15 protein-coding genes, 3 rRNA genes and 1 other annotated feature are annotated in these 25,519 nt (G+C 40.6%); of the genes, 16 read left to right on the forward strand and 2 right to left on the reverse strand.

The genetic code is table 11. From position 1 onward, the window contains the following. The 12 genes from dnaA to NSQ95_RS00060 all read left to right on the forward strand — a co-directional run bounded on the left by dnaA (window position 1) and on the right by NSQ95_RS00060 (window position 18,950). On the forward strand, window positions 1–1,344 hold the full coding sequence (gene dnaA / locus NSQ95_RS00005; RefSeq protein WP_340881197.1) for a chromosomal replication initiator protein DnaA: 1,344 nt from the start codon (window positions 1–3) through the stop codon (window positions 1,342–1,344). Window positions 1,345–1,514: 170 nt separating this feature from the next. Further along, window positions 1,515–2,651 carry a DNA polymerase III subunit beta gene (gene dnaN / locus NSQ95_RS00010; protein ID WP_169359831.1) on the forward strand — a complete coding sequence of 379 codons (1,137 nt, stop codon included), beginning with the start codon at window positions 1,515–1,517 and terminating at the stop codon, window positions 2,649–2,651. Window positions 2,652–2,758: 107 nt separating this feature from the next. After that, the gene (gene yaaA / locus NSQ95_RS00015; protein ID WP_340881194.1) at window positions 2,759–2,986 is read left to right on the forward strand and encodes a S4 domain-containing protein YaaA; all 228 of its coding nucleotides are present in this window, start codon (window positions 2,759–2,761) and stop codon (window positions 2,984–2,986) included. 1 nt (window position 2,987) lies between these two features. Beyond that, complete coding sequence (recF, locus tag NSQ95_RS00020; protein WP_340881192.1) at window positions 2,988–4,100, forward strand: DNA replication/repair protein RecF; 1,113 nt, start codon at window positions 2,988–2,990, stop codon at window positions 4,098–4,100. A 48-nt stretch (window positions 4,101–4,148) separates the two neighbouring features. Further along, window positions 4,149–6,071: a DNA topoisomerase (ATP-hydrolyzing) subunit B gene (gene gyrB / locus NSQ95_RS00025; protein WP_340881190.1), complete on the forward strand. Its 1,923-nt coding sequence runs from the start codon at window positions 4,149–4,151 to the stop codon at window positions 6,069–6,071. 27 nt (window positions 6,072–6,098) lie between these two features. Continuing rightward, window positions 6,099–8,615, forward strand: a complete 2,517-nt coding sequence (gene gyrA / locus NSQ95_RS00030) for a DNA gyrase subunit A (protein WP_340881188.1) — start codon at window positions 6,099–6,101, stop codon at window positions 8,613–8,615. 167 nt (window positions 8,616–8,782) lie between these two features. Continuing rightward, a complete protein-coding gene (locus NSQ95_RS00035; protein WP_340881186.1) occupies window positions 8,783–9,892 on the forward strand; it encodes an HD-GYP domain-containing protein in 1,110 nt (369 codons plus the stop codon). A gap of 424 nt (window positions 9,893–10,316) precedes the next feature. Further along, window positions 10,317–11,870 (forward strand): 16S ribosomal RNA (locus tag NSQ95_RS00040). A 205-nt stretch (window positions 11,871–12,075) separates the two neighbouring features. Then, window positions 12,076–15,004: ribosomal RNA gene (locus NSQ95_RS00045) — 23S ribosomal RNA — on the forward strand. A 56-nt stretch (window positions 15,005–15,060) separates the two neighbouring features. Continuing rightward, window positions 15,061–15,176 (forward strand): 5S ribosomal RNA (gene rrf, locus NSQ95_RS00050). The 16S, 23S and 5S rRNA genes sit together here, the layout of an rRNA operon. An 839-nt stretch (window positions 15,177–16,015) precedes the next feature. Continuing rightward, window positions 16,016–17,482, forward strand: a complete 1,467-nt coding sequence (guaB, locus tag NSQ95_RS00055; protein WP_340881184.1) for an IMP dehydrogenase — start codon at window positions 16,016–16,018, stop codon at window positions 17,480–17,482. A gap of 97 nt (window positions 17,483–17,579) precedes the next feature. Beyond that, window positions 17,580–18,950 (forward strand): serine hydrolase, encoded by a 1,371-nt coding sequence (locus tag NSQ95_RS00060; RefSeq protein WP_340881183.1) that lies wholly within the window; start codon window positions 17,580–17,582, stop codon window positions 18,948–18,950. Window positions 18,951–19,012: 62 nt separating this feature from the next. On the opposite strand, the gene NSQ95_RS00065 is transcribed toward NSQ95_RS00060, so the two are convergent. Then, the gene (locus NSQ95_RS00065; RefSeq protein ID WP_340881181.1) at window positions 19,013–20,467 is read right to left on the reverse strand and encodes a PLP-dependent aminotransferase family protein; all 1,455 of its coding nucleotides are present in this window, start codon (window positions 20,465–20,467) and stop codon (window positions 19,013–19,015) included. Window positions 20,468–20,518: 51 nt separating this feature from the next. Between NSQ95_RS00065 and pdxS the strand changes: the two genes are divergently transcribed. The 3 genes from pdxS (at window position 20,519) to serS (ending at window position 23,597) form a co-directional block, all read left to right on the forward strand. Continuing rightward, window positions 20,519–21,409 carry a pyridoxal 5'-phosphate synthase lyase subunit PdxS gene (gene pdxS / locus NSQ95_RS00070; protein WP_169361356.1) on the forward strand — a complete coding sequence of 297 codons (891 nt, stop codon included), beginning with the start codon at window positions 20,519–20,521 and terminating at the stop codon, window positions 21,407–21,409. Window position 21,410: 1 nt separating this feature from the next. Continuing rightward, window positions 21,411–22,004 (forward strand): pyridoxal 5'-phosphate synthase glutaminase subunit PdxT, encoded by a 594-nt coding sequence (gene pdxT / locus NSQ95_RS00075; protein ID WP_340881178.1) that lies wholly within the window; start codon window positions 21,411–21,413, stop codon window positions 22,002–22,004. 24 nt (window positions 22,005–22,028) lie between these two features. Continuing rightward, window positions 22,029–22,240, forward strand: a binding site (T-box leader). An 82-nt stretch (window positions 22,241–22,322) separates the two neighbouring features. Continuing rightward, window positions 22,323–23,597, forward strand: coding sequence for a serine--tRNA ligase (serS, locus tag NSQ95_RS00080; protein WP_169361354.1), 1,275 nt, complete (start codon window positions 22,323–22,325; stop codon window positions 23,595–23,597). A 215-nt stretch (window positions 23,598–23,812) separates the two neighbouring features. Here serS and tadA read toward each other — a convergent pair whose 3' ends face one another. Then, window positions 23,813–24,289, reverse strand: a complete 477-nt coding sequence (tadA, locus tag NSQ95_RS00085) for a tRNA adenosine(34) deaminase TadA (protein ID WP_340881176.1) — start codon at window positions 24,287–24,289, stop codon at window positions 23,813–23,815. 76 nt (window positions 24,290–24,365) lie between these two features. Between tadA and NSQ95_RS00090 the strand changes: the two genes are divergently transcribed. After that, the gene (locus NSQ95_RS00090) at window positions 24,366–25,502 is read left to right on the forward strand and encodes a glycosyl hydrolase family 18 protein (protein WP_340881175.1); all 1,137 of its coding nucleotides are present in this window, start codon (window positions 24,366–24,368) and stop codon (window positions 25,500–25,502) included. Window positions 25,503–25,519 lie beyond the last annotated feature (17 nt).

Here is a 25,519-nt window from a genome sequence, read left to right on the forward strand (position 1 = left end):
TTGGAACACTTTGAAGAACTTTGGGCTAAAGTTCTCTCTGAAGTAGAAAAGAAAACATCGAAACCAAGCTTCGAAACCTGGTTAAAATCAACAAAGATGCTTTCTTATAAGGGAGACACTGTAACCATAGCTGCGCCCAATTCCTTTGCTAGGGATTGGCTCGAAAATCACTATGTTCATTTAATTGCTGGCATTCTTACTGAACTTACTGGCAATGAACTATTAATTTCTTTTGTAGTACCTAAGGGTCAGGACTTTGATGACTTTGAAATACCAAAGCCAAAAACACCGGTTACTCCAGATGATCAGCCAGACTTTTCTCCTGGAATGCTTAACTCAAAAAATACATTTGATACTTTTGTCATTGGTTCTGGTAACCGTTTTGCCCATGCTGCCTCTTTAGCTGTAGCAGAAGCACCTGCAAAAGCATATAATCCTCTTTTCATTTACGGAGGAGTTGGATTAGGAAAAACCCACTTAATGCACGCGATTGGACACTATGTTCAAGAACACAATCCGAATGCAAAAGTGGTTTATTTATCTTCTGAAAAATTCACGAACGAATTTATTAATTCTATTCGCGATAACAAAGCAGTAGACTTCCGAAATAAGTATCGAAACGTAGATGTTCTCTTAATAGATGATATTCAGTTCCTTGCCGGAAAAGAATCAACTCAAGAAGAATTTTTTCATACTTTTAATGCATTACATGAAGAATCTAAACAAATTGTTATCTCTAGTGACAGACCACCTAAAGAGATTCCCACTTTAGAGGATCGTTTACGCTCCCGTTTTGAATGGGGCTTGATAACAGATATAGCACCACCTGATTTAGAAACAAGAATTGCTATCTTACGTAAAAAAGCACGCGCAGACGGTTTAGATATTTCTGATGAAGTTATGGCCTATATCGCAAACCAAATTGACTCGAATATAAGAGAGCTTGAAGGTGCACTTATTCGCGTAGTGGCCTATTCCTCGCTTGTTAATAAAGATATTAATATCGACTTGGCTGCTGAGGCATTAAAAGATATTCTGCCAAATGCACGTCCAAGAATTATTACCATCTTAGATATTCAAAAGGTTGTAGGAGAGCATTTTCATATTAGATTAGAGGATTTTACTGCAAAAAAGCGTACTAAATCTATCGCATTCCCTCGTCAGATAGCTATGTTTCTTTCCCGCGAGCTAACTGATTTCTCATTGCCTAAAATTGGCGAAGAGTTTGGTGGACGTGATCATACTACAGTAATTCATGCACACGATAAAATAGCAACGATGCTAAAAACAGATATGAACCTGCAGGATGATATTAAGCAAATAAAATCTATCCTCGGTAGATAATTAGATTGTGGATAAGTTCCTATTTTAGATCCATACTTAAACACAAGTTATACACATGGGGATATGTAGCGAAATATAGCGAAATATGCACTTATCAACATATCCACAAGCCCTATTACTATATCTATTAATCTTTTAATAAATAATAAATATATAAGTGAGGTACTAAAATGAAATTTGAAGTAATGAGAGATAGTCTATTAAATGGACTAAATGATGTAATGAAAGCCGTAAGTTCTAAAACAACAATTCCTATATTGACTGGATTAAAATTAGAAGTAACAAAAGAAGGTTTGTATTTAACTGGTAGTGATTCAGATATTACGATCCAAACATTTATACCAGTTGAAAAAAATGGAGAACAAATTATAAAAATTGTAGAACCAGGATCAATAGTTGTCCAAGCAAGAATGTTTAGTGAGATTGTTCGTAAATTACCTACAAACGATGTAGAAATTGAAGTTACAAACCAATTCCACACACATATCCGTTCGGGTAAATCAGAATTTAACTTAATAGGCATTGATGCTAGTGAATATCCTTTGTTACCTCAACTTGAAGAAGATCGACAATTCTACATTCCTTCTGACTTGTTGAAATCTATTATTAAAGAAACAGTTTTTGCTGTTTCTACATCAGAAAGCAGACCGGTATTAACTGGAGTGAATTGGCAGGTTATTGATGGGGAGCTCCACTGTGTAGCTACAGACAGCCATCGTCTAGCAAAAAGAAAAACAGCATTAAAAGATTTACCTGAAGAAAAATATAGCGTAGTAATTCCAGGAAAAAGCTTAAATGAATTAAATAAAATTCTAGAAGAAACTTCTTCTGAAGTAGCTATAGTTATGACTCAGCAGCAGATATTATTCAAAACAGAGGATGTATTATTTTACTCTAGATTGTTAGAAGGAAATTACCCTGACACATCTAGACTGATCCCAAGCGAATATAAAACAACTATTGTCGTTAACGGTAAATCTTTATTGCAAGCAATAGATCGTGCTTCCTTATTGGCACGAGAAGAAAGAAATAATGTTGTTCGTTTTTCAACTCTAGATTTAAATTCCTTAGAAGTTTCCTCCAACTCTCCTGAAATCGGAAAAGTAGAAGAACAAATTCTTGCGGAAACTATAGAAGGCGAAGAGCTTAAAATTTCTTTCAGTGCTAAATACATGATGGATGCACTAAAGGCGATTGATGGTCAAGATGTTAAAATTCTTTTTGCAGGAACTATGAGACCGTTTGTTTTAAAATCTGTACATGACGATTCAATCTTGCAATTAATCCTTCCGGTAAGAACTTACTAAACAGCATAAACAAGAGATAGTCACCAATAGTGGCTATCTTTTTTACTTATTTGCTTTATTAGGGTAAAATGGTGGGATAAACAAAATGAGAAGAGGTTGAATAATTAGTGGAAGAGATTCGTTTTGATTCGGAATTTATTACCTTAGGTCAATTACTTAAGATGACAGACGCAATAAGTTCAGGTGGAATGGCTAAATGGTTTTTGAGCGAAAATACCGTATATATAAACGGAGAAGCAGATCAACGAAGAGGTAGAAAAATAAGAAACAAAGATGTAGTGAATATTCCAGGAGTAGGAAAATTTCTAATGATTGGACCTGAGAACGGAGAGTAATATGTATATTGAACGACTTGAGCTTAAAAACTTCCGTAATTACGATTCAATAGAATTGGATTTTTCCTCCAAAATAAATGTGTTGATTGGGGAAAATGCCCAAGGTAAAACTAACTTAATGGAATCCCTATATGTATTATCAATGGCGAAGTCTCATAGAACTTCTAATGATAAAGAATTGATACGCTGGGAAGCAGAGTATGGTAAAATAATAGGGGATATACACAAAAAATATGGACGACTCCCCTTGGAATTAATACTCTCCAAAAAAGGAAAAAAAGCAAAGGTGAATCACCTAGAACAAAATAGACTCAGTGACTACATAGGTCAGCTTAATGTTGTCATGTTTGCACCAGAGGATTTGTTTTTGGTTAAAGGTAGTCCTCAAGTCAGAAGACGTTTTCTAGATATGGAAATAGGACAAATATCTCCTAGGTATTTACATGATTTGCTTAACTTTCAAAAGATTTTAAAGCAAAGAAACCATATTTTAAAAAAACATCAAGGTCAATCTAAGTTAAATGATGTCATGTTTGACGTTTATACAGAACAATATATAAATGCTGCAGTAAAAGTAATTCAAAAAAGATTCCAATTTATGGAATTACTTCAAAAGTGGGCAGAACCAATTCATTTTGGGATCTCTCGAGGATTAGAAAAACTCACAGTTGCATATGACTCTACTATAGGTATTAAAGCAGACTATTCAGAAAGTCAGATGAAGGCAACTTTAGAGACAAAAATATTTGAAAATCAAAAAAGAGAATTAGATCGCGGAGTCACTTTGTATGGTCCACATCGTGATGACCTTAAATTTTTTGTAAATGACTATGATGTTCAAACTTATGGTTCGCAAGGACAACAAAGAACAACAGCCTTATCACTTAAATTAGCCGAAATCGAATTGATAAAACAGGAGGTAGGTGAAGCTCCTGTTTTATTGCTGGATGACGTTCTATCGGAATTAGATGATTACCGACAATCGCATCTATTAACGACTATTCATGGTGACGTTCAGACGTTTGTTACAACGACAAGTATTGAAGGAATAGCCCATGACACAATTAAACAAGCAAAGATGTTTCATGTGGAACAAGGGGCAGTTATAAAATAAAATTCACCAGTATTGAAAGTAATGAAAGAGTGGGTGAGCAAGTTGGCAATGGAAGAGAAAGATTTACAACCATCTTATGATGCTGATCAGATACAAGTATTAGAAGGTTTAGAAGCGGTAAGAAAACGTCCCGGAATGTACATAGGGACTACTAGCTCTAAAGGACTTCACCATCTTGTATGGGAAATCGTTGATAACAGTATTGATGAGGCGCTCGCTGGTTATTGCGATCATATTATTGTAACGATTGAAAAAGACAATTGGATTCGTGTGGAAGACAATGGCCGTGGTATACCAGTTGATAACCAAGAAAAAATGGGAAAACCTGCAGTTGAAGTTATTATGACTGTTCTTCATGCTGGTGGTAAGTTTGGCGGCGGCGGATATAAAGTGTCCGGCGGGCTTCATGGTGTTGGTGCATCAGTAGTAAATGCCTTGTCAGAGTATACGGAAGTTTATGTTAAACGCGATGGAAAAATTCATACGATTAAGTTTGAACGAGGAGCTGTTGCTTCACCTTTAGAAGTAACGGGAGAAGCATTAGAAACAGGAACTACTACAAGATTTAAAGCAGACTCGCAAATTTTTACGGAAACAACTGTTTATGAGTATGATATCTTAGCGCACCGCGTAAGAGAATTAGCTTATTTAAACCGTGGTTTGACCATCACTATTGCAGATGAACGAGAAGGCCAAGAAAAATCAGTTAAATACCTTTACGAGGGTGGTATTAAGTCTTACGTAGAGGATCTAAATAAATCAAAAGAGCCAATTACAGAAGAAGCTATTTTTGTAGAAGGCGAGAAAGACGGAATATCTATTGAAATTGCCATGCAATATAACGCTGGATATTCATCAAATATTTTATCTTTCGCAAATAACATTAATACGTATGAAGGCGGAACACATGAATCTGGCTTTAAAACTGCCCTTACTCGCGTAATTAATGATTATGCAAGAAAAAATGGTTTACTAAAAGATTCAGAAACAAACTTGTCTGGTGATGATGTACGAGAAGGTTTAACTGCTATTGTTTCAGTAAAACATCCCGATCCTCAATTTGAAGGACAAACCAAAACAAAACTTGGTAACTCCGAAGTAAGCACTATTACTAATAGTTTGTTTGCTGAAGGTTTTGACCGATTTTTATTAGAAAACCCTCAAATTGCTAGAAAAATTGTGGATAAAGGGCTGATGGCTGCTCGTGCACGTGTAGCTGCGAAAAAAGCACGAGAATTAACTCGTCGAAAGTCAGCTTTAGAGGTATCTAGTTTACCAGGGAAATTAGCAGATTGTTCTTCCCGTATTCCAGCAGATAGCGAATTGTATATAGTTGAGGGTGACTCAGCAGGTGGATCAGCGAAATCAGGGCGAGATCGTCACTACCAAGCTATTCTTCCATTACGAGGGAAAATATTAAATGTGGAAAAAGCACGTTTAGATAGAATACTTGGAAATGCAGAGATTCGCACTATGATTACAGCTTTAGGCACTGGCATTGGGGAAGAGTTTATTTTAGAAAAAGCTCGTTATCATAAAATCATTATCATGACCGATGCCGATGTAGACGGAGCTCATATTCGAACATTATTACTTACATTCTTCTTCCGATTTATGAGACCATTGATTGAAGCAGGTTATGTGTATGCAGCACAACCACCTTTATATCAAGTGAAACAAGGAAAGCATGTAGAGTATTGCTATAACGATGAACAACTAAAAGAAATTTTAGATCGATTGCCTAAAACGTCTAAGCCAAACATTCAACGTTATAAAGGACTTGGAGAAATGGATGCGACCCAACTTTGGGAAACAACGATGGATCCAGATAATCGAACATTGCTTCAAGTTAACTTGGATAATGCAATGGAGGCAGACGAAGTCTTTACACAGCTGATGGGCGAAGAGGTAGAACCACGTCGTCAGTTTATCGAAGACAACGCTGTATATGTGAAAAATTTAGATATTTAAGAATGCGTTTAACTGGAGGTCTTTAGGATGTCAGAAATACCGAATAAAGGTGTCAGAGGGATCAATATTAGTACAGAAATGAAAACATCTTTTCTTGACTATGCGATGAGTGTTATTGTATCCCGTGCATTACCTGACGTACGAGACGGGTTAAAGCCTGTACATCGTCGAATTTTATATGGGATGCAAGAACTAGGAAATACACCAGATAAGCCTCATAAAAAATCTGCTCGTATCGTAGGAGACGTAATGGGGAAATACCATCCCCATGGTGACTCCTCCATTTATGATGCAATGGTTCGTATGGCGCAGGATTTTAGCTATCGTTACATGCTGGTAGACGGTCATGGTAACTTTGGATCTGTCGATGGAGACGGAGCAGCAGCTATGCGATATACAGAATCACGTATGTCCAAAATTGCTTTAGAATTATTACGCGATATAAATAAAAATACGATAGATTATAAAGATAACTATGATGGTCAAGAAAAAGAGCCAGTTGTGTTACCAAGTAGATATCCGAATTTACTTGTAAATGGAGCTTCAGGAATTGCCGTAGGTATGGCAACTAACATCCCTTCCCACCACCTTGGGGAGGTAATAGACGGGGTTTTGGCTTTAACGGAAAACCCAGCCATCACTATTGAGGAATTAATGAATATTATTCCTGGTCCTGATTTCCCAACAGGCGGTATCATATTGGGCCGTAGCGGGATCCGTCGTGCTTATGAGACTGGGAAAGGCTCTATCCTAATCCGTGCGAAGGTCGAGATTGAACAAAAGCCTAGCGGTAAAGAAGTAATTATCGTTAAAGAAATTCCATATCAAGTAAATAAAGCTCGTCTAATTGAAAAAATAGCAGAGCTTGTACGTGATAAGAAAATTGATGGAATTACTCATTTGGCTGATGAATCAGATCGAAACGGAATGCGTATTGTTATTGAAGTTCGTAAGGATGCAAATTCTCACGTGCTCCTCAATAACTTATACAAACAAACTGCACTTCAATCGAGCTTTGGTATTAATATGTTAGCGTTGGTGGACAACCAGCCTAAAGTGTTGAACCTAAAAGAAATGCTTTACTATTATCTAGAACATCAAAAAGTAGTAATTCGTCGCCGTACGCAGTTTGAATTGAACAAGGCTGAAGACCGCGCGCATATTCTAGAAGGTTTACGAATTGCATTAGATCATATTGATGAAATTATTAAGCTAATTCGTTCTTCTCAAACAGGAGAAATAGCAAAAAACGGCTTAATGGAGCAGTTCGATTTATCAGAACGACAAGCACAAGCGATTCTGGATATGCGTTTACAACGTTTAACTGGATTAGAGCGCGATAAAATTGAAGAAGAATATAAGGCATTAGTTCAATTAATAGAGGAACTAAAATTCATCTTAGCTAATGAATATCGAGTAATTGAAATTATCCGTGAAGAAATTACAGAGATTAAAGATCGCTATGCAGATAAACGCCGTACGGAGATTGTTGCAGGAGGAGCAGAGGTCTTTGAAGATGAAGACCTAATACCTGTAGAAAATTCTGTACTTACTTTAACAAATAAAGGGTATATTAAACGTTTACCTGCAAATACGTATAAGAGTCAAAAACGTGGTGGTCGTGGGGTACAAGGAATGGGAACTAATGAAGATGATTTCGTTGAGCATTTATTGTACACATCCACCCATGATACGATTCTATTCTTTACGAATAATGGTAAGGTATACCGTGCAAGAGGATTTGAAATTCCAGAGTATGGCCGCACAGCAAAAGGCTTGCCACTGGTTAATCTTCTAGGCATTGAGAAAAACGAGCATGTAACTGCGATGATCCCAATGGCTTCATTCGAAGAAGATAATTACTTAATCTTTACGACCAAGCATGGTGTAACAAAAAGAACACCAGTATCAGGTTTTGCACATATCCGTGCTAATGGTTTAATAGCTATCTCTTTACGAGAAGAGGATGAACTGATAGGAGTTCGTTTAACCAACGGTAAAAAAGAGATTATCATAGGTACACGCCAAGGTAAGCTAGTAAGATTCGAAGAGACAGATATACGTTCTATGGGCCGGACTGCTGGAGGAGTAAGAGGAATCCGTTTGAAGGATGACGATTATGTAGTAGGAATGGAAATTATAGAACCTGGACAAGAGATACTAGTGGTTACAGAGAATGGCTATGGTAAACGTACACCAGAATCTGAGTATAGATTGCAAACTAGAGGTGGTATGGGTGTGAAAACATGCCAAATCACTGATAAGAATGGACCTTTATGTGCCGTGAAGGCAGTAGATGGCTCTGAAGACTTGATGCTAATCACAATTAATGGCATGTTGATCCGTATGGATGTAAACGACATTTCTATGACAGGACGAAGTACACAAGGTGTTCGTCTAATGAGATTATCTGGCAGCGAGTTAATTGCTACCGTAGCAAAAGTAGAAAAAGAAGAGGAAGAAGAAGTAATAGATGCTGATATTGAAGAAGCAGCTGTTACTCCTGATGAAGATTCATCCTCAACAGAAGAAATAGAAGAATAAGTAAAAACTACCCTTAGACATTGTTTAAGGGTAGTTTTTTTAGTTAGATAACTGCAGCTAAGTGTAAATACGATTTATATTAATTATAGAAACATAGAATTCCCATATACAAGAATCAATAGAATTTAGTATAATTAAGGAAAATAAAAGAAAAAGCAGGGTAACAAATGGAATATATCTTACAAAATCTAGAAGAGGTTAGAATTGGTAGTATAATAGCCGAAGATCTGTTTGTGAATACAAAGTCCCCAGTTGTGCGTAAAGATACAAAAGTTTCTAGGGAGCATATTGAGGTACTAAGAGCATTTAATATTATTAAAGTACCTATCTCTGTTGAAAATATCTTTAATAGGTCAGAAGAAGAAATTCTCGAGTTAAACAATAAAAAACAAGTAGATGAGCAGAAAAATAGTAACTCCTTATCGAATAAAACAAACTTTAATACCTTATATAACCAAGCAGTAAATAACTTCTTTAAAGAGTTTACTGCATGGGAAACAGGAATTAAGGTTGATGTAGCAAAACTAAGAAATATTGTTATGCCTTTAGTAGATCGTGCGATGCAGGAGAAGCATATATTTTCTCTTTTAAATAGTTTTTCTTCTATGGATAAATATGTAGCTCACCATTCTATAGCTGTAGGCATATTATCGGGAGCTATTGCTAAAAAGCTTCGTTACGAGCCGGGTCTTATCAACCAAATAGCGACTGCTGGCTTATTAGCTGACGCTGGAATGGCCAAGGTAAACTATAAGATTCGAGACAAAAAGACGCCACTTACGGAAAATGAGTTTTCCGAAATCAAAAAACATACTATTTTTAGCTTCCAAGCTATTAAAGATAGTCCTTTACTGAAGCCAGAGATGAAACTAGCAATCTTTCAGCACCATGAAAGATTAGATGGAAGTGGTTATCCAAAAGGAGAAAGAATGAACAATATATCTCTATTCTCTCAGATTATAGCTGTGGCTGATGTTTATCATGCAATGACATCAGAACGAATATATCGGGCTAAAGCTTCCTCTTTTAAAGTGTTAGAGATGATTAAAGAAGAAGAGTTTGGTAAGTATAATATAGAAGTAGTCAATGCTCTCATCTCGCTTGTCTGTGACTTACCTATTTCCACAAAGGTGAGATTGTCAGATGGAGAACTGGGAGAGATTATCTTTATTCATAGAGATTCTCCAATGAGACCTATGATCCGTCTCTTGGAAACTGGCCATATAATTGATTTGGCAGGAAAGAGATCCTTGCATATTGAAAGTGTAATCAATTGATAAGATAATGAAGTACCCTTCTAAATTAAAGAAGGTAACTCAAGCACTAGAACCTTTTTAAAACGGCTGTTATATAGAAGAATCACTTAGAACTTATATAAGTGATTCTCATACTTTAAATAGTTCTAAAGTTTATTCTTAAAAAGTATTGACGAATAGGTTCAAAGGATGGTATAGTAATCAAGTTCTCATTTTTAATTCTTATTTGCAAAAAAACAATTTGAATAAAGTTGTTGACAACAAGATAAGAATTTGATATGATAATAAAGCTGTCGGAACAAACGACACAATGAACATTGAAAACTGAACATGCAAAACGTTAAGACATACAGCATCAACAAGCTTCGGCTTGATTGACGCAAAACAATTTTGACATCATTTAATGATGATGCCAGCAAAACAAAATGAGCTTTTTAAGTTCTCTATTATGGAGAGTTTGATCCTGGCTCAGGACGAACGCTGGCGGCGTGCCTAATACATGCAAGTCGAGCGGATGATGAAGAAGCTTGCTTCTTCTGATTTAGCGGCGGACGGGTGAGTAACACGTGGGCAACCTGCCCTGTAGATTGGGATAACTCCGGGAAACCGGGGCTAATACCGAATAATCCATTCCCTCACATGAGGAAATGTTAAAAGACGGTTTCGGCTGTCACTACAGGATGGGCCCGCGGCGCATTAGCTAGTTGGTGAGGTAACGGCTCACCAAGGCGACGATGCGTAGCCGACCTGAGAGGGTGATCGGCCACACTGGGACTGAGACACGGCCCAGACTCCTACGGGAGGCAGCAGTAGGGAATCTTCCACAATGGACGAAAGTCTGATGGAGCAACGCCGCGTGAGTGAAGAAGGTTTTCGGATCGTAAAACTCTGTTGTGAGGGAAGAACAAGTACGAGAGTAACTGCTCGTACCTTGACGGTACCTCATTAGAAAGCCACGGCTAACTACGTGCCAGCAGCCGCGGTAATACGTAGGTGGCAAGCGTTGTCCGGAATTATTGGGCGTAAAGCGCGCGCAGGCGGTCCTTTAAGTCTGATGTGAAAGCCCACGGCTCAACCGTGGAGGGTCATTGGAAACTGGGGGACTTGAGTACAGAAGAGGAAAGCGGAATTCCAAGTGTAGCGGTGAAATGCGTAGAGATTTGGAGGAACACCAGTGGCGAAGGCGGCTTTCTGGTCTGTAACTGACGCTGAGGCGCGAAAGCGTGGGGAGCAAACAGGATTAGATACCCTGGTAGTCCACGCCGTAAACGATGAGTGCTAAGTGTTAGGGGGTTTCCGCCCCTTAGTGCTGCAGCTAACGCATTAAGCACTCCGCCTGGGGAGTACGGTCGCAAGACTGAAACTCAAAGGAATTGACGGGGGCCCGCACAAGCGGTGGAGCATGTGGTTTAATTCGAAGCAACGCGAAGAACCTTACCAGGTCTTGACATCCCGCTGACCGGCCTAGAGATAGGCTTTTCCCTTCGGGGACAGCGGTGACAGGTGGTGCATGGTTGTCGTCAGCTCGTGTCGTGAGATGTTGGGTTAAGTCCCGCAACGAGCGCAACCCTTGATCTTAGTTGCCAGCATTCAGTTGGGCACTCTAAGGTGACTGCCGGTGATAAACCGGAGGAAGGTGGGGATGACGTCAAATCATCATGCCCCTTATGACCTGGGCTACACACGTGCTACAATGGACGGTACAGAGGGTCGCAACCCCGCGAGGGTGAGCAAATCCCATAAAACCGTTCTCAGTTCGGATTGTAGGCTGCAACTCGCCTACATGAAGCCGGAATCGCTAGTAATCGTGGATCAGCATGCCACGGTGAATACGTTCCCGGGCCTTGTACACACCGCCCGTCACACCACGAGAGTTTGTAACACCCGAAGTCGGTGGGGTAACCCTTTTGGGAGCCAGCCGCCGAAGGTGGGACAGATGATTGGGGTGAAGTCGTAACAAGGTAGCCGTATCGGAAGGTGCGGCTGGATCACCTCCTTTCTAAGGATATATTCGGAATACAGATCTTTATCTGTATCTTAACGTTTTGCAGTTCAGTTTTGAATGTTCATTCTATATGAGCATTTAAAGCTTTTTAACTTGTTCTTTGAAAACTGGATAAAACGACATCAAAAAAAGAAACAAACGCAAGATATTCAAATTGTGATCACTTACGTGATTGCAAGTGTAGTACTTTTAACTTTTAGGTTAAGTTAATAAGGGCGCACGGTGGATGCCTTGGCACTAGGAGTCGATGAAGGACGGCACTAACACCGATATGCTTCGGGGAGCTGTAAGTGAGCTTCGATCCGAAGATTTCCGAATGGGGAAACCCACTGCCCGTAATGGGGCAGTACATTTGCGTGAATACATAGCGCATCTGAGACACACCCAGGGAACTGAAACATCTAAGTACCTGGAGGAAGAGAAAGAAAATTCGATTCCCTGAGTAGCGGCGAGCGAAACGGGAAGAGCCCAAACCAAGAGGCTTGCCTCTTGGGGTTGTAGGACACTCTATACGGAGTTACAAAAGAATGAGCTAGACGAAGCGATCTGGAAAGGTCCGCAGGATAGGGTAAAAGCCCCGTAGTCAAAAGTTCATTCCCTCCAGAGTGTATCCTGAGTACGGCGGAACACGTGAAATTCCGTCGGAATCCGGGAGGACCATCTCCCAAGGCTAAATACTACCTAGTGACCGATAGTGAACCAGTACCGTGAGGGAAAGGTGAAAAGCACCCCGGAAGGGGAGTGAAATAGACCCTGAAACCGTGTGCCTACAAATAGTCAAAGCCCGTTAACGGGTGATGGCGTGCCTTTTGTAGAATGAACCGGCGAGTTACGATTACATGCGAGGTTAAGTTGAGAAGACGGAGCCGCAGCGAAAGCGAGTCTGAATAGGGCGAATGAGTATGTGGTCGTAGACCCGAAACCAGGTGATCTACCCATGTCCAGGATGAAGGTGAGGTAACACTTACTGGAGGTCCGAACCCACGCACGTTGAAAAGTGCGGGGATGAGGTGTGGGTAGCGGAGAAATTCCAATCGAACCTGGAGATAGCTGGTTCTCTCCGAAATAGCTTTAGGGCTAGCCTCAAACGTTAGAATCTTGGAGGTAGAGCACTGTTTGGACTAGGGGCCCATCCCGGGTTACCGAATTCAGACAAACTCCGAATGCCAATGATTTATGTTTGGGAGTCAGACTGCGAGTGATAAGATCCGTAGTCAAGAGGGAAACAGCCCAGACCACCAGCTAAGGTCCCAAAGTATTTGTTAAGTGGAAAAGGATGTGGCGTTGCTTAGACAACCAGGATGTTGGCTTAGAAGCAGCCATCATTTAAAGAGTGCGTAATAGCTCACTGGTCGAGTGACGCTGCGCCGAAAATGTATCGGGGCTAAACAAATCACCGAAGCTGTGGATTGATACCTTTGGTATCAGTGGTAGGAGAGCGTTCTAAGGGCGTTGAAGTCAGACCGGAAGGACTGGTGGAGCGCTTAGAAGTGAGAATGCCGGTATGAGTAGCGAAAGATGGGTGAGAATCCCATCCACCGTATGACTAAGGTTTCCTGAGGAAGGCTCGTCCGCTCAGGGTTAGTCGGGACCTAAGTCGAGGCCGATAGGCGTAGACGATGGACAACAGGTTGATATTCCTGTACCACCACCCCACCGTTTGAGTGATGGGGGGACGCAGTAGGATAGGGTAAGCGTGCTGTTGGTTATGCACGTCCAAGCAGTGAGGTGTGAGTGTAGGCAAATCCGCACTCTGTAACATTGAGCTGTGATGGCAAGGACGTATGTCCGGAGTTCCTGATTTCACACTGCCAAGAAAAGCCTCTAACGAGGTGGGAGGTGCCCGTACCGCAAACCGACACAGGTAGTCGAGGAGAGAATCCTAAGGTGAGCGAGAGAACTCTCGTTAAGGAACTCGGCAAAATGACCCCGTAACTTCGGGAGAAGGGGTGCTCTTTTGGGTGAATAGCCTAGAAGAGCCGCAGTGAATAGGCCCAGGCGACTGTTTAGCAAAAACACAGGTCTCTGCAAAACCGTAAGGTGAAGTATAGGGGCTGACGCCTGCCCGGTGCTGGAAGGTTAAGAGGAGTGCTTAGCGCAAGCGAAGGTGCGAATTGAAGCCCCAGTAAACGGCGGCCGTAACTATAACGGTCCTAAGGTAGCGAAATTCCTTGTCGGGTAAGTTCCGACCCGCACGAAAGGCGTAACGATCTGGGCACTGTCTCAACGAGAGACTCGGTGAAATTATAGTACCTGTGAAGATGCAGGTTACCCGCGACAGGACGGAAAGACCCCGTGGAGCTTTACTGTAGCTTGATATTGAATTTTGGTGCAACTTGTACAGGATAGGTAGGAGCCTTAGAGCCCGGAGCGCCAGCTTCGGAGGAGGCGTCGGTGGGATACTACCCTGGTTGTATTGAAATTCTAACCCATACCCGTAACCCGGGTAGGAGACAGTGTCAGGCGGGCAGTTTGACTGGGGCGGTCGCCTCCTAAAGTGTAACGGAGGCGCCCAAAGGTTCCCTCAGAATGGTTGGAAATCATTCGAAGAGTGTAAAGGCAGAAGGGAGCTTGACTGCGAGACCTACAAGTCGAGCAGGGTCGAAAGACGGGCTTAGTGATCCGGTGGTTCCGCATGGAAGGGCCATCGCTCAACGGATAAAAGCTACCCCGGGGATAACAGGCTTATCTCCCCCAAGAGTCCACATCGACGGGGAGGTTTGGCACCTCGATGTCGGCTCATCGCATCCTGGGGCTGTAGTCGGTCCCAAGGGTTGGGCTGTTCGCCCATTAAAGCGGTACGCGAGCTGGGTTCAGAACGTCGTGAGACAGTTCGGTCCCTATCCGTCGTGGGCGTAGGAAATTTGAGAGGAGCTGTCCTTAGTACGAGAGGACCGGGATGGACACACCGCTGGTGTACCAGTTGTTCTGCCAAGGGCATCGCTGGGTAGCTATGTGTGGACGGGATAAGTGCTGAAAGCATCTAAGCACGAAGCCCCCCTCAAGATGAGATTTCCCATTACGCAAGTAAGTAAGATCCCTCAAAGACGATGAGGTAGATAGGTTCGGGGTGGAAGCGTGGCGACACGTGCAGCTGACGAATACTAATCGATCGAGGACTTAACCAAATGGTTTGTTTCTAATATGATGTCTTTTATCCAGTTTTGAGTGAACAACTCAAAAGTCTAGTGATGATGGCGAAGAGGTCACACCCGTTCCCATACCGAACACGGAAGTTAAGCTCTTCAGCGCCGATGGTAGTTGGGGGTCTCCCCCTGCAAGAGTAGGACGTCGCTGGGCAACTAAAGGAAGTCGTCACCGAGTAATCGGTGGCGGCTTTTTTGTTTTGTTTAAAATGAAAAAAAAAGCCGAAGGCACTCTCTCCCTAAGCAAGTAGGCGAGAAGCCGGAGGGGCAAAGAGTTCGAGGAAGCAAGGAAGAGAGGCTCGGAGCGTATGGCATACGCGAGAACCGAACGACTGCGGCTGACGAAGAAATCTGCCGCCCATCTGGTTTCGCAGCCGCCGATGGTAGTTGGAGGGTCGCCCCTGCAAGAGTAGGACGTCGCTGGGCACCAAAGAAAGTCGTTACCGAGTAATCGGTGGCGGCTTTTTTGTTTGGTCTTTTTATTTTTAAAGGAACAAGCCGAAGGCTATCACTCTCCCTAACCACAGATGTGAGAATAGCTTAGAAGCTCTTTGCGATTTTCTAGTTTCAAATAAACTTTCATAAGAATATTACATAGGTAAAAATTAATGATATATATAGCAATCTACCAGTAAAATACTTACCAATAGGCAGTGACACAAGCAGGTATAGTGAGGCAGATAATACATCACACCTGTGCGGTCTAATGCTCACGCCACAGGAAGCGTCTGTCAGAGCAGACATCAATTAAAAGCATATAAATATCGATATTACTCTTAGAGAAAGTTCAGTTTATATATTTATCTATTAAAATAGGTGTTATGGACTCAAACCTAGTTTCAACTTAATAGTTTTTAATCTTTTAATAGACAAAGTAATAAAATAATTGCAAGAAAAGTCGGAATATATATATTATTTATCGATTCTTGACAGTCTATGTGCCCGCTGATAACCTTGTAATAATATTTAATTATAGAGGAGGAAGTCAGCGTAATGTGGGAATCGAAATTTCAAAAAGAAGGTTTAACATTCGACGATGTTTTATTAGTTCCAGCTCAATCAGAGGTTTTACCAAAGGATATTAATTTATCAGTACACTTAACATCAAAAATCAAATTAAATATTCCGGTGATCAGTGCTGGTATGGATACTGTTACAGAGGCGAAAATGGCTATTGCTATGGCACGCCAAGGTGGACTAGGAATTATTCATAAAAACATGAGCATTGAGGAACAAGCAGAACAAGTGGAAACAGTTAAACGTTCAGAGAATGGCGTTATCACGGATCCTTTTTATCTAACACCGACTCATCAAGTTTATGATGCAGAGCATTTAATGGGGAAATACCGCATCTCTGGGGTTCCTATAGTAAATAATGAAGAAGAACTAAAACTAGTTGGAATAATTACGAATCGTGACCTACGTTTCATTCAAGATTATTCTTTACCAATTAATGAAGTAATGACTAAAGAACAGTTAGTGACTGCTGCAGTTGGTACTACATTAGAACAAGCTGAAAAAATCCTTCAACAATACAAAATAGAAAAATTACCAATCGTTGATGATAACGGAATCCTTAAAGGCTTAATAACTATTAAAGACATTGAAAAAGTAATTGAGTTTCCTAACGCTGCTAAGGATCAACACGGTCGATTGTTAGTAGGAGCTGCAGTTGGAGTAACAAGTGATACAATGATTCGTGTACAAAAGTTAGTGGCTGCACAGGTAGATGTAATTGTTATTGATACAGCTCACGGACATTCTAAGGGCGTAATAGATGTAGTGAAGGAAATAAGAGCAACCTATCCAGATTTAGATATTATTGCTGGAAATGTCGCAACTGGTGCTGCTACAAAGGCTTTATACGAAGCTGGTGCAGATGTGGTGAAAGTCGGGATTGGTCCAGGTTCAATTTGTACTACTCGTGTAGTAGCAGGAGTTGGTGTGCCACAAATTACAGCTATCTATGATTGTGCTACTGAAGCTCGCAAGGCTGGAAAAACGATTATTGCCGATGGCGGTATTAAATTCTCTGGTGATATTGTAAAAGCTTTAGCTGCTGGAGGACATGTAGTTATGCTAGGTAGTCTACTTGCTGGAACTACGGAAAGCCCAGGGGAAACAGAGATTTTCCAAGGGAGACGTTTTAAAGTTTACCGAGGAATGGGTTCTATTGCTGCAATGGAAAAAGGTTCTAAGGATCGCTATTTCCAAGAGGATGCAAAGAAATTAGTTCCAGAAGGTATTGAAGGTCGTCTTCCATACAAAGGTCCACTTTCTGATACAATTCATCAGCTTCTTGGTGGAGTTCGAGCAGGTATGGGGTATTGTGGTACAGGTACTTTAGAAGACCTACGAGAAAATGCACAATTTATTCGCATGACTGGTGCTGGCCTACGAGAAAGTCACCCACACGATGTACAAATAACAAAAGAAGCACCAAACTACTCTATCTCTTAAAATAAGTAGAAACTTTCGCACCCATTTCACGTCTATATATAGGCCGAATGGGTGCTTTTTTAAAGTGTTATGCACCTAGTTCAAAAAGTATGATAAAATGAGCATTGATAATAGAAAAAGTGGAGGTACAGTAGTGAAGAAATATTGGAAAACAACAATGGTAAAGTGGCTAGTACTTCCGATGTTGCTTGTGTCTTTAGTAGGTGGAATGCCAACTAACACAAAAGCAGAGGAAAGTTTAAATTTAAATGTTGATGCAGCAATCTTAGTAGATGCTGATTCTGGAAAAATTCTTTTTGAGCAAAATGCAGATGCAGCTTTAGGAATTGCAAGTATGACAAAAATGATGACCGAATATCTTCTTTTTGAAGCAATAGAAGAAGGTAAAATTTCATGGGAACAACAATATTCAGTAAATGAATATACATATAAAATTTCTCAAGATCGTCGTCTAAGTAACGTGCCTCTACGCGAGGATGGTACTTATTCAATTCGTGAATTATATGAAGCAATGGCAATCTATTCAGCCAATGCAGCAACTATTGCAATAGCAGAAACAATTGCTGGAACTGAAGAAAACTTTGTGAAGTTAATGAATGAAAAAGCTTCAGAAATGGGCTTAGAAAACTATAAATTTGTAAATTCAACAGGCTTAAACAACGCAGATTTACAAGGCATGCATCCGGCAAGCACAGGAGCAACAGATGAAAATGTCATGCCTGCTAGCTCGGTGGCAAAATTAGCTTATCTTCTGATGAAAGACTATCCAGAAGTGTTAGAGACAACAAAGATTCCTCATAAAATTTTTCGCGAGGGCACATCGGATGCTATCAAAATGAGTAACTGGAACTGGATGCTACCAGGACTAGTTTACGAATATGAAGGCGTAGATGGTTTGAAAACAGGAACAACAGATTTTGCAGGACATTCCTTTACCGGAACTGCTGAAAGAAACGGTATGAGAGTAATCGCTGTAGTCATGAAAGCAGTAGACGCTAACGGAAAAGGAAGTTATGAAGCTAGATTTGACGCAACTAGAGCGTTATTTGATTTTGGTTTTGCCCAATTTACTAAAGTAGAGCTAATACCCGAAGGATATAAAATTCCTGGTCATAAAACTTTGAAAGTAAATAAAGGAAAAGAAGATACGGTTGCAATTGCAGTGAAAGAACCTATCTCTATGCTGATCAAATCCAGTGATAAAGATCTGTACAAGCCTGTTTTCACTCCATTAGAAGACAAGCTAGAAGCAGAAGTCAAGAAGGACACAGTAGTAGGAAAAGTCCATCTTGAAAAATCTGAAGGTACTGATTATGGGTACATTACTGGCGATCAAGGAAGTGTTGATGTAGTAACAACAGAAGCTGTAGAAAAAGCAGGTTGGTTTAGTTTAATGCTACAAGGCATCGGCAAATTCTTTAGCGGATTATGGGATAGTACAACAGATTTTGTTGGTGGTTTATTTTAAATCTCTATAAAAAAGCACTGAAACTCTATATGGGTTTCAGTGCTTTTAGTTTGCAATGGATGTTATGACTTCTCTATTTTGATTGCCCGCATAAGTTCATGTATGGAGGACGAAAGATTTGTAAAATCTAGTCCACCGAAACCTAAAACTAACCTTGGAACAGTTTCGTCAATGGGAGAGGTTATATACTTATGCAAACCATAGATTTGAATGTTAGCTTGTTGGGCAAGAGAAACAAGCTCCTCTTCCTTCCTATCTGTCTGGATGGTTAATAGAAGATGCATTCCTGCCTGTTCCCCTGAAAGTTTAACAATAGGCTCATACTCTGAAAGTGTCTTCGTGACAATTTCCAGCTTTCTTTTATAAATTTTACGCATTTTATTTAAGTGCTTTGCAAAGTGACCGTCCTCCATAAATTTTGCAAGTATATGCTGATCCATGCGTGGTACAGTAGCAGAATAATAATAGTATTTGTCCTTATATTGCTTTATAAGCGTGTTTGGAAGGACAGCGTAGGCAATCCTTAAGGAGGGCATGAGAGACTTCGAAAATGTGCTTAAGTAAATTACACGGTCGTTTTGATCCATACCTTGTAAAGAAGGTATTGGTTTTCCTGTATATCTAAACTCACTGTCATAATCATCTTCAATAATATATCGTTTCTCTTCCTGATAAGCCCATGCTAGCAGTTGACTTCTGCGTGAGGCTGACATAACAGAACCAGTTGGAAATTGATGAGATGGTGTAACATACATAACCGTTGTATTAGTTTTCTCCAGCTCCTCCACCACTAACCCTTCCTCGTCTACTGGAACAGCAACAGACTTTTCCTCATTCTCTAAAAAAAGGTGATGGGATAATGGATACCCAGGATTTTCGTAACCATAAACGGCTTTGTCACCAAGAAGACGAACGAGAAGTGGCATGAGTTGTTCTGTACCTGATCCTAAAATAATTTGCTCTGGTCTGCTTTTTACACCACGGGATTGATAAAGATAGGACGATATTTGTTGTCTTAGTATATAGTCTCCCTGAGGATGTCCTAGCTGCAATAGATCTTTATGGTCTTCATGAGCTAATTCTTTTGCGTATTTTCTCCAAAGAGTAAAAGGAAAAGAATCTTCATCTATCTTTCCCGGTGAGAAGTCTATATGGAAGGAAGTAGCTTTCTCTTCTTTTCCAACAGGAGTATCTTCCTTTTCAATCAGAGCTAGCTCTTCTATGTTTTGGACAAAATACCCTTTTCTTGGCTCCGAATTAATATATCCTTCTGCGACAAGCTGACTATAGGAAAGCTCGATCGTTGTTTGACTTAGATCTAGGTATTCAGCTAGCTTTCTTTTAGATGGAAGCTTTTCTCCTTCCTTAATATGACCTTGCACAATGGCATCTTTTAAAAATTTATATAATTGTTCATATAATGGCAGATTTGTGTTCTTTTCTAAAGGAAGCATGAGAAAATCCATTGTATCATCCAATCTGACCATGTTCATTTTATTGTTTCTGGCACTTTTCATATGGTCAAATACCATTATACTAAATTTTATAACAATTAGGAGGTATATAGGATGAATTTACATATGACAGGAACAGAGCTAGTAAAAAGAGGTATGGCTGAGATGCAAAAGGGTGGAGTTATAATGGATGTTATTAATGCGGAGCAGGCTCGTATTGCAGAGGCAGCAGGAGCCGTGGCAGTTATGGCATTAGAACGTGTGCCATCTGATATTCGTGCTGCGGGCGGAGTGGCTCGTATGGCCGATCCTCGCATAATGGAAGAGGTAATGAGTGCTGTAACGATTCCAGTCATGGCTAAAGCGCGTATTGGACACATCACGGAAGCCAGAATGCTTGAAGCAATGGGTGTGGATTATATTGACGAATCAGAAGTACTGACCCCAGCGGATGAGGAGTATCACCTTCGAAAAAGTGAGTTTACTGTTCCATTTGTTTGTGGGTGTAAGGACCTGGGAGAGGCTGCTCGACGTATAGGAGAAGGTGCATCCATGCTTCGCACAAAAGGGGAGCCTGGGACAGGGAATATTGTAGAAGCAGTTCGTCATTTGCGTAAGGTAAATGCCCAAGTGAGAAAGATTGTGCATATGGATGAGGATGAATTAATGACAGAGGCAAAAATTCTTGGAGCACCATATGAAATTTTATTGCAAATTAAGCACAAAGGAAAATTACCAGTAGTAAATTTCGCAGCAGGAGGAGTTGCAACTCCAGCAGATGCTGCACTAATGATGGAGCTAGGAGCAGATGGAGTGTTTGTCGGTTCAGGTATATTTAAATCCGATAATCCAGAGAAATTTGCTCGCGCTATTGTAGAGGCAACTACTCATTATCAAGATTATAAATTATTAGTGGAGATTTCAAAGGATTTAGGAATCCCTATGAAGGGAATAGAGATTTCTCGTTTATCAACTGCTGAGCGTATGCAAGATCGAGGGTGGTAAGATGGTCACAATAGGAGTGCTTGCTCTTCAAGGAGCTGTTACGGAACATATCCGTTCAGTGGAGGAATGCGGAGCAAAAGCAGTAAAGATTAAAACAAAAGAAGACTTGAAAGGAATAGATGGCTTAATCCTACCTGGTGGAGAAAGTACCGCAATGCGCAAGCTTATAGACCGTTTTGATTTACTAGGTTGTTTAAAGCAGTTTGCAGATTCAGGCAAGCCTATATTTGGTACTTGTGCTGGTCTAATATTATTAGCAAAGCAAATTCAAGGTCAGGATACACATCATATTGGTGTGCTACAAGCAACTGTCGCAAGAAATTCCTTCGGTCGTCAGGTGGATAGCTTTGAAACTAATTTAGATATTCAAGGGATAGCGACTGATTTTCCAGCCATTTTTATAAGGGCTCCACATATTGTCGAAGTAGATAAGAGTGTAGAAATTCTTGCTACCCATGAAGAACGAATCGTAATGGCAAGACAGAATCATATATTGGGATGCTCCTTTCATCCCGAATTAACAAATGATCATCGTATAACTGCCTATTTTATACAAATGGTTCAGGAATCGCTTGCCAAACCGGTCAACCTATAGTAAAGTATGGTTAATTTCATGATTTAAAAAACGATGATAGGAAGTAGTAGCAAGTAAGTTTTTTTTAGAGAGTCAGCGGCTGGTGGGAGCTGATAAAAGCGCTTGTGAATCCGTCCTTTGAGTTGCGCAGCTGAAAAATAGGTAAGCTGTGGCCGGTTGAAAAGCCGTTATTAGACAAGTGGATCTGAGATGTCAGATCAATCAGGGTGGCAACGCGGGTAGCTCTCGTCCCTTTTATAAGGGATGGGGGCTTTTTTGTCGTTTTTTATGAATTTAAATCTGGTTAATAGGCCAAAAATATCAAGAGGAGGAAATCATATGTTAGATGTAAAATTTGTACGTGATAATTATGAAGAAGTGAAAGCTAAACTTGCGAAGCGTGGAGAAGATATCTCCGAGTTCGATCAATTTCTTCCTTTAGACCAAAAGCGTAGAGAATTAATAGCAAAAACAGAAGTACTAAAGGCAGAAAGAAACGAGGTTTCTCAAAAAATCTCACAAATGAAACGAAATAAAGAGAATGCTGATGATGTAATCGCTCGCATGCGTGAAGTAGGCGATGAGATTAAAGCATTAGATGAAGAACTACGCCAGGTAGAAGAAAAATTTGAATATATGATGATGCGCATTCCAAATATTCCACATGATGACGTTCCAATTGGCGATTCTGAGGATGATAATGTTGAAATTCGTAAATGGGGAGAGGTCCCTGCGTTTAACTTTGATACAAAGGCTCATTGGGATATCGCCACAGATTTAAAAATTGTGGACTTTGAACGAGCTGCAAAAGTAACTGGAAGCCGTTTTGCTTTTTACCGTGGTTTAGGGGCAAGATTAGAGCGCGCGCTATGGAATTTCATGATGGACCTTCATTCAGAAGAGCATGGCTATGAAGAAATGCTACCACCATATATGGCAAACCGTATGAGCCTAACAGGTACTGGACAGCTTCCAAAGTTTGAAGAGGATGCTTTCTTAGTTAACGAGGAGGATTATTTCTTAATCCCAACGGCTGAGGTGCCAGTAACTAACTTCTACCGGGATGAAATTTTAGATGGAGCTGATCTTCCACAAGCCTTTACTGCTTTTAGTGCTTGTTTCCGTTCAGAGGCTGGTTCTGCAGGTAGAGATACACGCGGGCTAATCCGTCAGCATCAATTTAATAAAGTTGAGCTGGTACGTTTTGTTAAACCAGAGGATTCATACGAGCAATTGGACCTTCTAACAGGACATGCAGAAAAGGTTCTTCAGCTTTTAGGACTTCCATATCGTGTGCTACGTATGTGCACAGCAGATCTTGGATTCACTGCAGCGAAGAAGTATGATATTGAAGTATGGTTACCAAGCTATGGCGAATATAAAGAAATTTCTTCATGCAGTAACTTCGAGGACTTCCAAGCTCGTCGTGCTGGAATCCGTTTTAGAAGAGAACCGGGTGCTAAACCTGAGTTTGTACACACATTAAACGGTAGTGGACTAGCAATCGGACGCACAGTAGCTGCCATCCTAGAAAATTATCAGCAACCAGATGGATCAGTTAAAATCCCAGAGGTCCTACAACCATACATGGGCGGAAAAACAATTATTAAATAAAGAAAAGCGGAACCGCCTATGTCTGCCCCGACAGGCAAATGGGGAAAAGTGAGGAGGCAGCTCTTCAGCCACCAGAACTTTTATTCATTTGACCCCGAGGGACAAGGTGCTGGAGCTAGCCAAAAAGAAAAGCGCAAGCACCTATCTCTGCCCCGACAGGCAAATGATCCGTTATAAGATACTTTTAATGATATAAAAGTAAGAACCAAAAACGCCTAGAGTTCTAAGCGTTTTTGGTTCTTTTTCTTTAGTCGTAGCTCTCGAAAGAAAGTCGTTAGTAAGTTACCACAGGTTTCCGCAAGAACCCCTTCCGTTACCTCACAGACATGGTTGAATCGAGTATCATTTAAAAGCGTATACAGAGAGGCTACACACCCTGCCTTCATGTCTCTCGCACCATATACTACTCGAGGGATACGTGACTGTAATATTGCTCCTGCACACATAGGGCAAGGCTCTAAAGTAACATAAAGGGTTGTTTCTTCGAGTCTCCAGCTACCAATTTTGGCACATGCCTCTTGAATAGCCAGAAGTTCTGCATGTGTCGTTGCATTTTGGGTCGTTTCTCGTAGATTGTAGGCACTCCCAATTACCTCATTTTTATGTACGATAATAGCTCCGATCGGAACCTCACCTATGGCAGCAGCCTTTTTTGCTTCCTCAATTGCTAAATTCATATAATATTCATCCATTTGGAGTCAACTCCTTACGCGTATTTTAGCATGTTTTGTAGATAACGTGCATATTCTGATTTGAAGGAGTGATGCGATGATTTATACAGTTAAGTTAGGTGATAGCTTATATTCTATTGCAAGACAAAATGGTACTAGTGCGGCTACTATTGCTTCCATCAATGGCTTGCCGAACCAGGATGTATTGGTCGTTGGACAATCATTAGTCCTACCCTCTACTCCAAGTCCAAATCGGCCAATGATTGAAACCAATTTATATGTGGAATGGTATACCGAGGCACCATCTGAAACAGTTATTAGCCAAGTAGAAAATGTAGCCTCTCTATTAACCTACATGATGCCATTTGCTTTTGAAGTTAAAAGAGATGGATCATTGACTAAAATGGATTGGGGAAGGTTGCCAGAAGTTGCTGCGGCAAATAACGTGGAAGAAGTTGTTATAATAGTCAATATTGAAGAAGGTGCTTTTAGCGACACATTAGCTCATACCATTTTTACGAATGAGGAAGTGAAGCAAAGAGTATTTGAAGAGACAGTTGCTGAGGCTAATAGAAGAGGAACGAATCATATTCATACTGATTTTGAATATATAGATCCAGATGATCGGGATGAATACGTAACTTTCTTAAAAGAGTTTCGGGCTTTTGCTCCTAGCTTTATTTTTTCTGCAAGCTTAGCTCCAAAAACAAGTGCTAACCAGCCTGGTAAGTGGTACGAAGGACATGACTATAAGGCTCTAGGTGAGGTGTTAGACTTCGTCGTCATTATGACGTATGAATGGGGCTATAGTGGAGGACCTCCGATGGCTGTGTCACCAATAGGTCCAGTAAGAAAAGTTTTAGAGTATGCCATAAGTGAAATACCTTCACAAAAGGTTATGATGGGGCAAAACCTGTACGGCTATGATTGGACATTACCCTACAAAGTAGGCAATCCATTTGCAAGAGCAATTAGTGCCCAAGCAGCAGTTCAACTGGCAATCGATCGAAATGCCGCGATAGAATATGATGAAGTTGCCCAGGCACCTTTTTTTAATTACTGGAGGGACGGGAAAGAGCATGAAGTGTGGTTCGAGGATGCTCGTTCTATTCAGGCTAAGTTCAATCTTTTAAAGGAACTGAACCTTTTAGGAATCTCCTACTGGCATAGTGGCTTCAATTTTCCTCAGAATTGGTATCTTTTAAATGATATGTTTCGTATTAAGAAAAAATAGGGGGTATTTGTCTTTCT

Source organism: Psychrobacillus sp. FSL W7-1457 (genome assembly GCF_038593405.1).
Lineage (GTDB): Bacteria > Bacillota > Bacilli > Bacillales_A > Planococcaceae > Psychrobacillus.